Raw genomic sequence first — 14,693 nt, 5'->3', positions numbered from 1 at the left:
CATATTTCGGTTTGGTAATAATGACAGCAAAAAAGAGTTTTCTCAAAGATGATTGAACATCTACTATTAAGGAAATTGATTGTTTAATAATACATTCTCCTTTTCATAGATAAAAAAAAGCGATATAGTATTGACAATCACACTTAGCTAATTACTGAAAAGGGGGATTTATGTGCAACAGTGGATTAAAGAAGTTGGTAGAGGAAAGAAGGGTTCAAAAGATTTAACTTATGAGGAAATGCGTGAGGCTGCACGCTTAATTTCAAGTGGTAAGGCAACCGACTCACAGATTAGTGCTTTTTTAATAGCAGAGCGAATGAAGGGAGAAACATACAATGAAGTACTTGGCTTTATCGATGAACTTAAGAGGTGTTCAAAGAAGCTAAACCTTCCATCTACCATTTCAGATAACTTAATCGATTTTGCTGGTCCGTATGATGGTAGGAAAGGTTTTGTTACAACTGTTCCTACTTCATTATTATTAGCGGAAGCTGGTGTGCCAGTTTTATTACATAGTAGTGACACCTTACCTCCTAAACATGGTATGACAATCAAAGATATCCTCTCAGAATTATCGGTTAAGACAAATGCAACACCAAAACAAATTGAGGACTCAATTATGAGCAATCAAATCGGCTTTGTTTGGACAGAAAATCTATGTGAGCCATTGGGAAAAATAAGACATATTCGAGAAGATATTGGCGTGCGTTCAATTATTAATACAGTTGAGAAAATGCTTAATCTTGGAAATGCCAAAAAAATGATGGTAGGTGTATTTCATAAAACGGCAGTAGATAAGCTCATTCCTATTATCCAACAATCTAGTTATGATGTTGGCTATGTTGTCCAAGGTGAAGACGGATCAGAGGACTTACCTACCCATCGTAATAGTTTTGTTTACAAGGTAACGAATAGTCATGCAGAATCATTTTTATTAAACCCAGAGCAGTATGGGTTAAAGTATGAGAAAGATGATGAGGTTCTTACAAAACAAGAGCAGGCAACGATCATGAAAAGAATATTAACCGGTGAACAAGCTCCAGAGTTATTACCGTTTCGAGCAAAAGTTATTTACAACACCGCGGTTAGGTATTTCTTATTTAATATAACAGCTACAATTGAAGAAGGGATTGAAAAAGCGACAGAGCAACTAAATGAGGGTAAAGGTATATCTCAGTTAAACCAGTGGCAGCAATCGCTCTATTCTTAATTTTGGTGTTGTAAACCCACCTGTACAGGTGGGTTTTTGAGCCCTGTGCTGGATCGAACATATCACTTAATTTGCAAAAATGACCGTACTATTATTTTAAGCCTTGAACATAAATATTTGTAATATGATTAGCTAATCTTATACTATCATTCTTTTCTAGTTAATAGTTTGTCATAGTTTTAAATTAAAATCATACAATCTATTAATACTGTTCCGTTAAGGAGGAGAATGATGAAAAAACAATCGTATCAGAAAATATTACAATTACACATTCAAGAGCATTCTTCAATCTATTTATTTATTACTGTGCTCTTTTTTATGGGAGTAATTTTTGGATCCATCGTTGTCAACAGTCTGAGCTTTAGTCAAAAACAAGATCTTTTCTACTATTTAAGTAGATTCTTCGAACAAGTTTCCGAAGGTAAATTTGCATCCTCAAAAGATAAGTTTATTGAAAGTTATCTTCAAAATATAAAATATATAGGATTAATATGGTTACTAGGTGTGTCCATTATTGGGTTGCCGCTTATACTCGTTTTACTTTTTTTAAAAGGAGTTGTTGTGAGCTTTACTGTTGGGTTCCTAGTAAATCAAATGGAGGCTAAAGGGTTGTTGTTGTCCTTCATATCCATTTTTCCGCAAAACTTGTTAGTCATTCCGTCCTTTATTATTATAAGTACGCTTGCAGTCACATTTTCTTTGAAAATGATCCGACAGCAATTTATTAAAAAATTTAATCAGCAAATTTTTCCGCTATTTATGCGGTACTCACTTGTTATGGTAGTTATAATGATAGTATTATTAGTAGCTTCAGCATTTGAGGCATTTATTTCTCCAGTTTTAATGAAAAATGTATTAGAGGTTATTACAAAATAATAATTATTAAATAATATAGGGTTAAATTATTTATTTATAATCATTTTATTTTGACAGTTCCCATATCTTTGCTATAATTATGTAATGAACGGCGAGGGAGGGAATATTAATGGAAAATCGGATAGAACGGATAAAAAAACAATTGCACTCCTCAAGCTATAAACTAACCCCTCAGAGAGAGGCGACTGTCCGGGTGCTACTTGAGAATGAAGAGGATCATTTAAGTGCTGAAGATGTATACCTCCTCGTTAAGGAGAAGTCCCCCGAAATTGGTTTAGCTACTGTTTATCGTACATTAGAATTACTAACTGAACTTAAAATAGTTGATAAAATTAATTTTGGTGATGGTGTGTCACGCTACGATCTTCGTAAGGAAGGGGCGGCTCATTTTCATCATCATCTAGTTTGTATGGAATGTGGATCTGTAGAAGAAATAGAAGAAGATCTTTTAGAAGATGTTGAGAAAATAGTTGAAGCGGACTGGAATTTTAAAATTATGGATCATAGACTGACTTTTCATGGTATATGCAGAAAATGTCAAAATAAGGAAAGTGAGTAATTCATTCTTACTAGTTAGGGAAAATTCAATTTATATAATTTAACGATATCAAATGGTTATAGGGTCTATTGCACAATAGGGAACTGTTAACAATAATTTTAAATTTTGTAAAACAAGCTTTAAAAAGTCTAAATAATAAAATGACTAAAGGGTCTAACCAAACACTCTGTATATCTTAAGACAATTTATAGAGACTGTTTGATTTGACCCTTTGATTATAGAATAGAAAGCTATACATTGTTCTGCACCTTTATATTAAGTAGTTTAAAATGAACTTACTAATGAAATATTTAGTGCTTTTACGTATAAAGTTTGTCCTTTTTGTCATATCTTCTAATATGATGATTGTAATGGAGGATAAACGATGAAATGGTTTATGGTTTTTTATGATATTTTAAAAGTATTTATTCTTTTTACAGGCTGTACAATTTTGTTTTATTTTTGTATATTGTGGATAAATCAAGAATACCAAGAATATCACCGCTATGATCAACCAGAAGGGAATGCGGTCAAAGTAGTGAAAATGATAGAAAATAAAGATGAAAGCTGGTTAGAACGATTAAAGTTTTTTTATCTTAATGGGGAGTAGAAGAATGTGGAAGATCATTTAAAAGACTTTATACATTATTTAGTAGTTGAGCGGGGGTTAGCTGAAAATACAATCAAGTCTTATGAACGTGATCTTAAGGAATATCATAAATATTTAGCAAAAGTGGAACGAGTAACGAACTGTAATGATATTACTAGGGTTCACATCATTCACTTTTTAAGCCAATTGAAGAACCAAGGGAAGTCTCCGAAAACACTTGCTCGACATGTTGCATCTATCAGATCATATCATCAATTTTGCCTTCGTGAAAAAATTGCAAACCATGACCCCTCAGTTCATATTGAATCACCTCAAACTGAGAGAAAACTACCGAAAGTGCTCACTGCTGGTGAGATTGAAGCATTATTGGCTATTCCAAGTGTAACTACTTCATTTGGATTAAGGGATAAAGCAATGCTCGAATTACTATATGCTACGGGTATAAGAGTGAGTGAGCTTATTCATCTTAACATGTCTGATGTTCATTTAACGATGGGCTTTATTCGCTGTGTTGGAAAAGGAAATAAAGAAAGAATTATTCCTTTAGGAAAATTAGCTACAGATGCGATACATAACTATATTAATCAAGGTAGAGGAGAATTGGCAAGCAAGAAGAGAACAACAGAGGCACTTTTCTTAAATCATCATGGAAATCGCTTAACACGTCAGGGATTTTGGAAGATTCTTAAAAATTTAGCTAAGAAAGCTAATATAGAAAAAGAATTAACTCCTCATACATTGCGCCATTCGTTTGCAACACATTTACTTGAGAACGGTGCTGACTTACGTGCAGTGCAAGAAATGTTGGGTCATGCAGATATTTCAACTACTCAAATATATACACATGTAACGAAAGCAAGATTAAAAGATGTTTATAATATGTATCATCCAAGAGCATAAACAGAAGAGAAGAAGTGTCTCAACTAGCTATGTTTAATAAGAGCTCGTTCACAAGTAGACTTTGAGGGATAGAACATGCCTTCAACACGAGAGGCTAGAAGATATAACTCAGACAATACAGCAAAGCCGCTATAAAGAGAAAAGACTTTATGGTGGCTTTTTCTTTTTCTCGTAATACGTTAGATCAAGTACCTCAGACCTTGTTGGATAAATGGTTGTTTTCGTATTATTATTTTATTCATGAAATGTTCATTTTTTATTGTTTGCAATATGAGTATGAAAAGGCTTATACTATGGTTGTCAGACCTCAGACAAGTGATGCTTGTTAAAGGTTTTTATTGGTTAATATGAACGTTAATGGGAATGATATCTTTTATTGAAAAAGATAGATTTAGGAGGTTATTTTATGTCAGCGCATTCATATAAGCGAATTTTTTTAGTTGTAATGGATTCAGTTGGAATTGGTGAAGCTCCAGATGCAGAGAAATTTGGAGATAAAGGTGCTAATACTTTAGGACATATTGCAGAGCATCGCGGAGGCTTAAATATGCCTCATATGGCAAAGCTAGGGTTAAGTAATATTGAGGTTATAAAAGGAATTGACAAAGCGAAGTCGCCTTTAGCTTACTATACAAAAATGCAAGAGTCATCAAATGGAAAAGATACAATGACTGGACATTGGGAAATAATGGGCTTGAATATTGAAACGCCATTCCAAGTATTTCCTGATGGGTTTCCGAAAGAGCTTATAGATGAGCTAGAGAGTAGAACGGGACGTAAAGTAATTGGTAATAAACCTGCAAGTGGGACAGGTATTTTAGATGAATTAGGGCAAGAGCACATGGAAACGGGTGCTTTAATAGTTTATACATCAGCAGACTCTGTGTTACAAATCGCTGCGCATGAAGAGATCATTCCAATCGAGGAACAATATAAGATATGTAAAATTGCTCGTGAACTAACACTCGATGAAAAATATATGGTAGGTCGTGTTATTGCTCGTCCGTTTATTGGTGAACCAGGCAATTTCGAAAGAACTGCTAATCGTCATGATTATGCGTTAAAGCCTTTCGGAAGAACGGTAATGAATGAATTGAAGGATAATAACTTTGATGTCATTGCAATTGGCAAAATTTCTGACATTTATGATGGAGAAGGGGTTACAAAATCACTAAGAACGAAGTCAAATATGGATGGAATGGATAAGTTAGTTGATTCATTAAAGATGGATTTTACCGGAATCAGCTTCGTAAATTTAGTTGATTTTGATGCATTATTTGGTCATCGCCGAGATCCACAAGGTTATGGTGATGCGTTGGAAGAATTTGACGCTCGACTCCCTAAAGTATTAGAGAATCTTAAAGAAGATGATTTACTCATTATTACTGCCGACCATGGGAATGATCCGATACATTATGGTACTGACCATACGAGAGAATATGTACCTTTATTAGCCTATAGTCCTAGCATGAAAGAAGGAAATCAATTATCAATAAGAGAGACGTTTGCTGATATTGGTGCAACAATTGCTCATAATTTCGATATTAATATGCCAAAATACGGGAAAAGCTTTTTATCAGAAATGAAATAGAGGAGGAGAATTGAATGAATTTGGAAGCTATTAACAAAGCGGCTAACTACTTAAAGGAAAAATTTCCTACAACCCCTGAAATAGGTCTTGTGTTAGGTTCAGGCCTAGGTGTATTAGCTGATGAAATTGAATCAGCTGTGAAAATTCCATATGAAGACATACCTGAATTTCCTGTTTCAACTGTAGAAGGTCATGCTGGACAATTAGTTTTTGGACAATTGCAAGGGAAAACAGTTGTAGCAATGCAAGGGAGATTTCACTTTTACGAGGGCTATTCCTTTGATAAAGTGACTTTTCCAATTAGAGTTTTAAACCAACTTGGTATAAAAAAGATGATAGTAACAAATGCCGCAGGTGGTGTAAACGAATCATTTAAGCCAGGAGATTTAATGCTCATTACTGATCATATTAATTTCATGGGGACAAATCCTTTAATTGGCCCAAATGATGCAGAGTTAGGAGTAAGGTTCCCGGATATGTCTGAACCTTATAATAAAGAATTACAGCAGCTAGCAAAAGGGATTGCAAATAAACTTTCTATTAATATTCAAGAAGGTGTTTATGTAGGTGCTACAGGACCTTCTTATGAAACACCTGCAGAGATACGGATGTTCAGAACTCTTGGAGGAGATGCAGTAGGAATGTCCACAGTTCCTGAAGTCATCGTTGCACGTCATTCAGGTATGGATGTAATCGGAATCTCATGTATATCCAATATGGCGTCAGGAATATTAGATCAGCCTTTAACACATGATGAAGTAATTGAAACAACTGAAATGGTAAAAGCGAACTTTCTAGCTTTTGTTAAAACGATCGTGAAAGAAATGTCTCGTTAAGTGGACAGAGAACTTATTACATCATTAGCCTTTTGAATAATCTTATAAAACAACAACGTGTAAATGTGTGTAAAAACCCTATAGAAGTGAATTTAACAACTACTGTAGGGTTTATGACACATTAAGAGCAGCTTGATAAATGAAAAATAACAACACCTATTGGAGAACGGAGATGTTTGATTATGAGAATGGTGGACTTGATTCAAAAGAAAAAACATGGTGAAGTATTAACAACAGAGGAAATTAAATTTATTGTTGAAGGTTATGGAAACGGTGACATTCCTGATTACCAAATCTCTTCTCTTTGTATGGCAATATACTTTAAAGGTATGAACGAACAAGAAATTTCAGATTTAACAATGGCGATGGTTAATTCTGGTGATGTAGTCGATTTATCTGCAATTGAAGGAGTCAAGGTGGACAAGCATTCAACCGGTGGAGTTGGTGATAAAATTAGTTTAATAGTTGCTCCTCTAGTAGCGGCTGTAGGCGTTCCTGTAGCAAAAATGTCTGGAAGAGGACTTGGACATACAGGCGGAACTCTTGACAAATTAGAATCGATTGAAGGCTTCCAAATAGAGTTAACTAGTGAACAGTTTATCGAAAATGTAAATAATAATAAGATAGCTATTGTAGGTCAAAGTGCCAACCTTGCGCCAGTTGATAAAAAATTGTACGCGCTAAGAGATGTGACTGCAACTGTAGATAGTATTCCAATGATTGCAAGCTCAGTGATGAGTAAGAAAATTGCCTCTGGTGCTGAGAGTATCGTTCTTGATGTAAAGACAGGCTCTGGTGCGTTTATGAAATCAACTGAAGATGCTAAATCGTTAGCTCAAACAATGGTTGATATCGGTAAGAATACAGGTAGAAAAACAGTTGCTGTTATTAGTGATATGAACCAACCGCTCGGTTATGAAGTAGGAAATGCAAACGAGATTAGAGAGGCTATCGAAGTATTACAAGGTAGTAGAGTGGATGACTTAAGAGAAATTGCCTTAACGATATCTTCACATATGACAGTATTAGGTGGAATTTATCAAGATTTTGAGGAAGCGTTTAAAAGTTTGGAAGAAGTGATAAGCTCAGGCAAAGCAATTGAAACTCTTAAACGATTTATCGAATCTCAAAGTGGAAATTCGGCAGTTGTTGATGATACATCTAAATTGCCACAAGCGAAATATCATAAAGAAATTAAGGCTACTTCAAGTGGATACGTAAGTGAAATCAATGCTGAACTTGTTGGAGTTTCAGCAATGATGCTTGGAGCAGGTAGAAAGAAAAAAGACGATGTAATTGATCACTCCGCTGGTATTTCGTTAAAGAAAAAAGTAGGAGATCAGATTAACGAAGGTGACACATTGTGTGTATTCCACAGCAACATACAAGACGTAACAGAAGCAGAAAATACATTGTTATCTGCATACACAATTATACAGGAACAAGTTGCTAAAAAGACAACATACATTCATCATGTTATTGCTTAAGATGAACATTAAATAACCACCCAAAGGGTGGTTATTTTTTTTTGTGAATTTATCGTTTAAAAACATTTTTAATGTATAAAAAAATAGCACATGGAAAAAATGATATGTATTGTATAATATTTCAATACAAAAATATTCTACCTTTAAAATTCTCTTAATATCGAAATAATGGCGTAAAAACTAGATAAGAATGGAGGACTTGAATTTGTCTAAAATTTTCTGCTCTATGACAACAATCATTTTTTTTATGCTGTCGATATCATCATATGCTTCAGCAGAAGAAACAACAGTACAGTTAGTTGAAGATGCTAAGTCAGGTATTTTAATTGAAAGAGACACAGGTAATATACTATATGAAAAGAATGCACATGAAAGACTACCACCTGCAAGTATGACTAAAATTATGACTATGTTACTCATTATGGAAGCGATAGACAAGGGAACAGTTACATTAGATGAAAAAATTCGAACTAGTGAATATGCGGCTTCAATGGGAGGGTCACAAATTTTTCTTTCTCCGGGAGAAGAGATGACTGTCCAAGAGATGCTAAAAGGGATTGCAATCGGTTCAGGGAATGATGCATCAGTTGCTATGGCTGAACGTATTGCAGGGTCTGAAGAGGCATTTGTAGCCATGATGAATAATAAAGCGAAGCAGTTAAAGTTAGAAAATACAGTATTCCAAAATTCAACGGGTTTACCTGCCAATGAACATTTTAGTACATCTTTTGATATGGCAATTATTGCGAAAGAATTATTGAAATATGAAGAAATAACGAAATATACAGGGAAATATGACGACTATTTAAGGGAAAACACTGATAAAAAATTTTGGTTAGTTAACACAAATAGACTTGTTAAGTTTTATGAAGGCGTAGATGGTGTGAAGACAGGTTATACAAATGAAGCAAAGTATTGCTTAACAGCAACAGCGAAAAAAAATGATATGAGGGTGATAGCAGTAGTCTTTGGAGCGCCGACAACAAAGTCCAGAAATGCCCAAGTATCTAAGATGTTAGATTATGCATTTGCTCATTATCAAACGATGCCTAAATATAAACGTAATGAACTCGTATCGAAAGCAAAGATAAATAAAGGGATGAAAGAAGAAGTTGATGTAGTGACAACAGAACCCATTTCACTTCTTATGAAAAAAGGAGAATCGCAAGATAACGTTACTGAAGAAGTCATATTAAAAGACAAAATTATTGCACCAGTAAAAAAAGGTGATCAGCTCGGAACTATAATTTTGAAAAAGGATAATGAAGTTCTTATAAAAAGTGATCTAATTGCTAATGAAGATGTTAAGGCTGCTAATTTGTGGCAACTGATGAAGCGATCTGTAGAAATGTTGACTAAAACAGAATAGTTTTGCCGAATCTTCACTAGTTTTGTCATGATGAAGGATTATCAGGTGAATATAGCGAAATGACTCACTAAGTAAAAGTAGAAAACATAAAGGAGGATAACATAGTGAGTCTATCTATTACTCTTGAAGTAATGAAGGACGTTTTACTTATTCGTCTACATGGGGAACTCGATCATCATACAGCTGAAGAGCTGAGAGAACAAGTGAATAAAGCGATTAGTAGTAAAAATATTCATCACATCGTCTTAAATTTAGAGCAACTTACCTTTATGGACAGCTCGGGATTAGGGGTCATCTTAGGTCGTTACAAACAAATTAAGAATTTAGGTGGGGAAATGGTAGTATGTAATATTTCTCAACCTGTAAAAAGATTGTTTGATATGTCTGGGTTATTCAAAATAGTACGTTTAGAAATGAATGAACAATATGCACTTCAAACGTTGGGGGTGGCATAATGAAAAATGTCATGCACCTCCAATTTTCTGCGCTCAGTCAAAATGAATCATTTGCCAGAGTCACAGTTGCATCATTTATTGCTCAGTTAGATCCAACGTTAGATGAGTTAACTGAAATAAAAACCGTTGTTTCTGAGGCCGTAACAAATTCGATCATTCATGGTTATGAAAATGATCCAAATGGCGTAGTGTACATTTCTGTAATACTTGAGGATGGCTTTGTTCATATAACCATTCGTGATGAAGGAAAAGGTATTAAAGATATTGATGAAGCTAGACAACCCCTTTTTACAACTAAACCTGAGTTAGAACGATCAGGAATGGGATTTACCATTATGGAGAACTTCATGGATGAAGTAACGATTGATTCTACCGTCTCAAGTGGTACGGTTGTTAAATTATCGAAGCATTTATCAAAAAGTAAAGCTTTAAGCAATTAAGGGAGACTTGCCTATGGATGTGGAGGTCAAGAAAGAAAAAGGTCAAACATATTTAAAGGATCATGAAGTAAAAGACTTAATCAAACGCAGTCAAAATGGAGAGCAAGAAGCTCGTGATTTGATTATTGAGAAAAACATGAGACTAGTTTGGTCAGTTGTGCAACGTTTTTTAAATCGGGGTTATGAGCCTGATGATTTATTTCAAATCGGATGTATCGGTCTCTTGAAATCAGTTGATAAATTTGATTTAACTTATGATGTTAAGTTTTCTACCTATGCTGTTCCGATGATTATTGGAGAGATTCAGCGATTTATTCGTGACGATGGAACTGTAAAAGTAAGTAGATCCTTAAAAGAGATTGGGAATAAAATTCGAAAAGCTAAGGATGAACTTGCAAAGCAATTTGGTAGGGCTCCAACAGTGAATGAAATTGCAGAGTTCTTATCAATATCTCCAGAAGAAGTTGTTATGGCTCAAGAGGCTAGTCGTACACCTACATCAATACATGAAACTGTGTACGAAAATGATGGAGATCCAATCACTTTGATTGATCAAATTGCAGATCATACTGAGGCAAAATGGTTTGAAAAAATTGCACTAAAAGAAGCAATACATGAGTTAGATGAACGTGAAAGGTTAATTGTTTATTTACGTTATTATAAAGATCAAACTCAAACTGAAGTAGCATCTAGATTAGGCATTTCTCAAGTACAAGTATCAAGGTTAGAAAAGAAGATATTAAAACAAATGAAAGAAAGGATGGGCAGTTAGCCCATCCTTTCTTGCTAAGGATTTCTTCGTTTTTATTGTTGTTTTTCGTAATAATATATCAACACCGATACAACTATAGTTTCGTGGCATCTTTTCTTCTATATTATGATTCATAATTACAATAGGCTTCTTTTTTACAATGGTAATTTTGTATAAATAAACAATCAAGTTTACGACAAGAGCCTTTGTTAAATAAGTACTCACACTAGGAACGTTATTTGTCTTTTCAGCTACAGAGAGTCTTTAGCCCTTTTAACCACTTCATCAATTTGAGTCAATATGACGACTTCCACCTTTTCTTCCTTCTAACTACTCATATTGCTTATTGATGAGATGGCAGATTGGTTTTCTAATGCTGATAGATCACCTGGATCTTGACCTAGATAAATGGACTTGATGACTCGCCGCATAACTTTGGCGTTTCTCGTCTTTGGCAACTCAGAGACAGTATAGATGTCATGAGGCTTTAAAGATTTACCAAGATTCTGTTCAACTAATTGATATAGTTCAGAAATTAGTTTTTCCTTGTTTTTCACCTTATCTTTTATGACAATAAAGCAAACAGCGACCTCACCTTTTATATTATTAGGAACTCCAATAGTTGCTGCTTCTACCACTTGAGGATGTTCAACTAAAATAGACTCCAGCTCAGCAGGGCCAACTCTTTTTCCAGCAATATTTAATGTATCATCAGATCGACCGGTTATTGTCCAGAAATGATTTTCATCTAAACTAACCCAATCACCATGTACCCAAATATTTTCCCAGCGATTCCAATATGATTCAATATATCTGTCAGATTCTTTCCAAAAACCATTGGCCATACCGACCCAAGGTTTTGTTAGCACTAATTCGCCTACCTCTGAATGAACCGTTTCTCCTTTGAGGTTATAGACGTCTGCTGCCATTCCTGGTAATGGTGCATTAAAACTAACTGGTGCGATCGGTTTAAGCAATATATTCCCTAGGATTCCTCCTGATATTTCTGTGCCACCTGAATAATTCATAATGGGTATTTTACTTTTGCCGACTTTATGAAACAACCAGAGCCAAGGTTCTACATTCCAAGGCTCTCCTGTTGAACCGAATACCTTTAGAGATGTTAACTTAATATTATTCAACCATTGTTCTCCTTGTTTCATCAATACACGAATTAGAGTTGGAGAAATACCTAAATGTGTTATTTGGTGTTTTTCAACCAATTTCCATAGCCTATTTACTTCTGGATAATCAGGTGAACCTTCATACAACACCATTGTACTGTTGTTTAACAGTGTGCCAAATACTAAGAAAGGTCCCATCATCCATCCCATGTCTGTAACCCACATCATTCTTTCATGAGCATTTAAATCCATTCCAAATCGTGCATCAAATGCGGCCTTTAATGGGAATCCGCTATGAGTATGTACGATTCCTTTTGGTTGACCAGTTGTACCAGAGGAATATATGAGCATGAATGGGTCAGAGCTATCCATTTCTTCGCTATCAATAAGTTGATCGTTATCTATTACATCTTCCCATCGTAAATCAACTTCTTTATTCCATGGAATTTCTCTTCCAATTCGATTCACGACGATCATTTTTTCAATTGATTCCGCTTGTTTAATGGCTTTATCTGCCTCTTCTTTCATTTGAATCACTTTCCCTCTGCGAAGGAATCCATCAGCTGTAATAATAATTTTTGCATCACAACCTACAATCCTTTTTGCCACAGCATTTGCTGCATACCCAGAAAATGCAGGGGTGAAAATTGCACCTATTTTACTTATCGCCAACATGGCAATAACTGTTTCAATAAGCATGGGTAAATATAGTGTAATGCAGTCACCTTTTTTTACTCCTAATTGCTTTAGTCCAGCAGCGAAAGAGTTGACTTGCTGTCCTAATTGTTCGTATGTTATTTTCTGAACTACACCGTCTTCTCCTTCCCATATGATAGCTTCTTTGTTTGCGCTATGCTCATCGTGTAACCATTTGTCGATTGCATTGCTAGTTACATTTAATTTTCCTTCAATATACCATGATGGCCATTGAACACCCCTTGTTACATCAAGGACTTTTGAATATGGCTCATACCATTCAACGTTCATTTCTTTTTCTGCTTCGTGCCAAAACCATTCAATGTTTGTAATCGAGTCTTTATAAAAAGAATCATAATCGCTGTAGCCAAGTTTATTCATCCATAAATATAAATTTGTTTTTTTTATGCTTTCTTCATTTGGAATCCATACTGGATGATTATCCATTTCATAACCTCCTCATCTTGTAAGCGCATTCATTAACATATTCTCTATATGTGTGAATATACCTTCTGTTTAGAATTATCAAAATTCCTATTACTAGTTTGTTGGTAATTGATGGTGAACATTGTTCAATAGAATTGCTCATTGTGTGGAAATACATACTATAACTATAAGCTATTGGCTGAAGTAGGAGATGTATATATAGGATGTGAGGTTTGTGACACAGGTAATTTATGTTCGTATGTACAATAAAGTTCAGGCAAAACTAAATGCAGTTATTACAGTTGGTGATATAGCAAAGGTGATTGCTGATGAACACCTTGCAGAAAAGGTCAGGGAAATTAATGTTCATAGAATCAGTTTGCACGACAAAAATTTCCTTGTTGTTGATGTCACACAATTAATCGAGATCATCTTATGTCATCATCCAAAAGTTGAAGTGCAAACTATCGGTCCATCCCAAACGATCATTGAGGTGAATTTAAACCAACGTAAATATCATCCTGTCTTCTTTCTATTTATATGGCTGTTGTTGTTTGTTGGAGCTGCAATAGCTATTATGAACTTTCATGAAGACGTAAGTATGCAAAAAGTTCATCAACGTCTTTACCTAATTATAACTGGGGAAGAAGTGCTTAAACCATTATTGTTACAAGTTCCTTATTCAATTGGATTGGGTCTAGGAATGATACTCTTTTTTAATCATTTATTTAAAAAACGTATAAATGAAGAACCAAGTCCACTAGAGGTTGAAATGTTTAAATATCAATTAGATTTAGATCATTATGTCATTATTAATGAAAACAAAGAGAGCTTGAAAAAAACTGATGTTGAATGAAATGTTTATCATGATATTTACTGGCTTTGCAGCTGGACTTGCAGTTGGCTCAGGGTTCGTTGCATTTCTGACAGTATTAGGTGTAATTCCAAGATTAATGCAACTTTCAAAAACAGAGAAGTATGTTCGAGTGTATGAGTGGGGTGTGATATTAGGTGCTGTTATGGGAGGTTGGATTAGTCTTCATGACAATACGTTTCTCCTACCAATTTTTTTTATCATTCTAATTGGCTTATTAAATGGTGTTTTTGTGGGGCTCTTAGCGGCAGCACTTACTGAAGTACTAAACGTGTTACCGATATTAGCAAAACGTGTGGGAGTTGTTGATCAAATCGTTGTCTTATTAATGGCGATTGCACTTGGAAAGGTAGTTGGTTCCTTATTTCATTGGCTTTATTTTGTTGACTACTGGTAATAGAGCATTGTCTGAATGATGTTATGGATTAATTTTCAGGTTTTTTCGAAAATAGTAATGTTTAGTCTGTATCCTATAATTTCAAAGTGCAAAGGTGCTACGAATGCTAGTTT

17 protein-coding genes are annotated in these 14,693 nt (G+C 34.7%); 14 read left to right on the top strand and 3 right to left on the bottom strand.

Annotated features, from left to right (window positions below):
- Positions 1–172 precede the first annotated feature (172 nt).
- The 12 genes from JM172_RS00760 (at position 173) to sigF (ending at position 11,084) form a co-directional block, all read left to right on the top strand.
- On the top strand, positions 173–1,210 hold the full coding sequence (locus JM172_RS00760; RefSeq protein ID WP_214480131.1) for an anthranilate phosphoribosyltransferase: 1,038 nt from the start codon (positions 173–175) through the stop codon (positions 1,208–1,210).
- Positions 1,211–1,441: 231 nt separating this feature from the next.
- Entirely contained in the window at positions 1,442–2,086 is a 645-nt protein-coding gene (spoIIM, locus tag JM172_RS00755) for a stage II sporulation protein M (protein ID WP_214480130.1), read from the top strand.
- A gap of 109 nt (positions 2,087–2,195) precedes the next feature.
- Positions 2,196–2,645: a ferric iron uptake transcriptional regulator gene (fur, locus tag JM172_RS00750; protein ID WP_214480129.1), complete on the top strand. Its 450-nt coding sequence runs from the start codon at positions 2,196–2,198 to the stop codon at positions 2,643–2,645.
- Between the two features lie 364 nt (positions 2,646–3,009).
- Positions 3,010–3,234 (top strand): YqzK family protein, encoded by a 225-nt coding sequence (locus tag JM172_RS00745; RefSeq protein WP_214480128.1) that lies wholly within the window; start codon positions 3,010–3,012, stop codon positions 3,232–3,234.
- 6 nt (positions 3,235–3,240) lie between these two features.
- Complete coding sequence (xerD, locus tag JM172_RS00740; protein ID WP_214480127.1) at positions 3,241–4,134, top strand: site-specific tyrosine recombinase XerD; 894 nt, start codon at positions 3,241–3,243, stop codon at positions 4,132–4,134.
- Between the two features lie 406 nt (positions 4,135–4,540).
- Positions 4,541–5,725, top strand: coding sequence for a phosphopentomutase (gene deoB / locus JM172_RS00735; protein WP_214480126.1), 1,185 nt, complete (start codon positions 4,541–4,543; stop codon positions 5,723–5,725).
- A gap of 14 nt (positions 5,726–5,739) precedes the next feature.
- Positions 5,740–6,561 (top strand): purine-nucleoside phosphorylase, encoded by an 822-nt coding sequence (locus JM172_RS00730; RefSeq protein WP_214480125.1) that lies wholly within the window; start codon positions 5,740–5,742, stop codon positions 6,559–6,561.
- Between the two features lie 182 nt (positions 6,562–6,743).
- Positions 6,744–8,048 (top strand): pyrimidine-nucleoside phosphorylase, encoded by a 1,305-nt coding sequence (locus JM172_RS00725; protein ID WP_214480124.1) that lies wholly within the window; start codon positions 6,744–6,746, stop codon positions 8,046–8,048.
- A gap of 226 nt (positions 8,049–8,274) precedes the next feature.
- The gene (locus JM172_RS00720; RefSeq protein WP_214480434.1) at positions 8,275–9,417 is read left to right on the top strand and encodes a D-alanyl-D-alanine carboxypeptidase family protein; all 1,143 of its coding nucleotides are present in this window, start codon (positions 8,275–8,277) and stop codon (positions 9,415–9,417) included.
- A 104-nt stretch (positions 9,418–9,521) separates the two neighbouring features.
- Complete coding sequence (spoIIAA, locus tag JM172_RS00715) at positions 9,522–9,872, top strand: anti-sigma F factor antagonist (protein ID WP_214480123.1); 351 nt, start codon at positions 9,522–9,524, stop codon at positions 9,870–9,872.
- Positions 9,872–10,312, top strand: a complete 441-nt coding sequence (gene spoIIAB, locus JM172_RS00710) for an anti-sigma F factor (RefSeq protein WP_214480122.1) — start codon at positions 9,872–9,874, stop codon at positions 10,310–10,312. The genes spoIIAA and spoIIAB overlap by 1 nt, the downstream gene beginning before the upstream one ends.
- 13 nt (positions 10,313–10,325) lie before the next feature.
- Positions 10,326–11,084, top strand: a complete 759-nt coding sequence (gene sigF / locus JM172_RS00705) for an RNA polymerase sporulation sigma factor SigF (protein ID WP_214480121.1) — start codon at positions 10,326–10,328, stop codon at positions 11,082–11,084.
- Here the strand turns inward: sigF and JM172_RS00700 are convergent.
- From JM172_RS00700 to JM172_RS25370, 3 genes are all read right to left on the bottom strand, one after another.
- Positions 11,052–11,288 (bottom strand): hypothetical protein, encoded by a 237-nt coding sequence (locus JM172_RS00700; RefSeq protein ID WP_214480120.1) that lies wholly within the window; start codon positions 11,286–11,288, stop codon positions 11,052–11,054. The genes sigF and JM172_RS00700 overlap by 33 nt on opposite strands.
- A gap of 101 nt (positions 11,289–11,389) precedes the next feature.
- The gene (locus tag JM172_RS00695) at positions 11,390–13,330 is read right to left on the bottom strand and encodes an AMP-binding protein (protein ID WP_214480119.1); all 1,941 of its coding nucleotides are present in this window, start codon (positions 13,328–13,330) and stop codon (positions 11,390–11,392) included.
- Between the two features lies 1 nt (position 13,331).
- Positions 13,332–13,487 (bottom strand): hypothetical protein, encoded by a 156-nt coding sequence (locus JM172_RS25370; RefSeq protein WP_352222593.1) that lies wholly within the window; start codon positions 13,485–13,487, stop codon positions 13,332–13,334.
- Positions 13,488–13,544: 57 nt separating this feature from the next.
- On the opposite strand from JM172_RS25370, the gene JM172_RS00685 reads away from it, so the two are divergent.
- Entirely contained in the window at positions 13,545–14,165 is a 621-nt protein-coding gene (locus JM172_RS00685) for a stage V sporulation protein AA (RefSeq protein WP_214480118.1), read from the top strand.
- Positions 14,155–14,580: a stage V sporulation protein AB gene (locus tag JM172_RS00680; RefSeq protein WP_214480117.1), complete on the top strand. Its 426-nt coding sequence runs from the start codon at positions 14,155–14,157 to the stop codon at positions 14,578–14,580. Before JM172_RS00685 ends, JM172_RS00680 begins: the two co-directional genes overlap by 11 nt.
- The last annotated feature ends 113 nt before the right edge of the window (positions 14,581–14,693 follow it).

This window comes from Bacillus sp. SM2101 (assembly GCF_018588585.1).
Classification (GTDB): Bacteria; Bacillota; Bacilli; order Bacillales; family SM2101; genus Nanhaiella; species Nanhaiella sioensis.
This window is presented reverse-complemented; position numbering and strand designations above follow the sequence as displayed.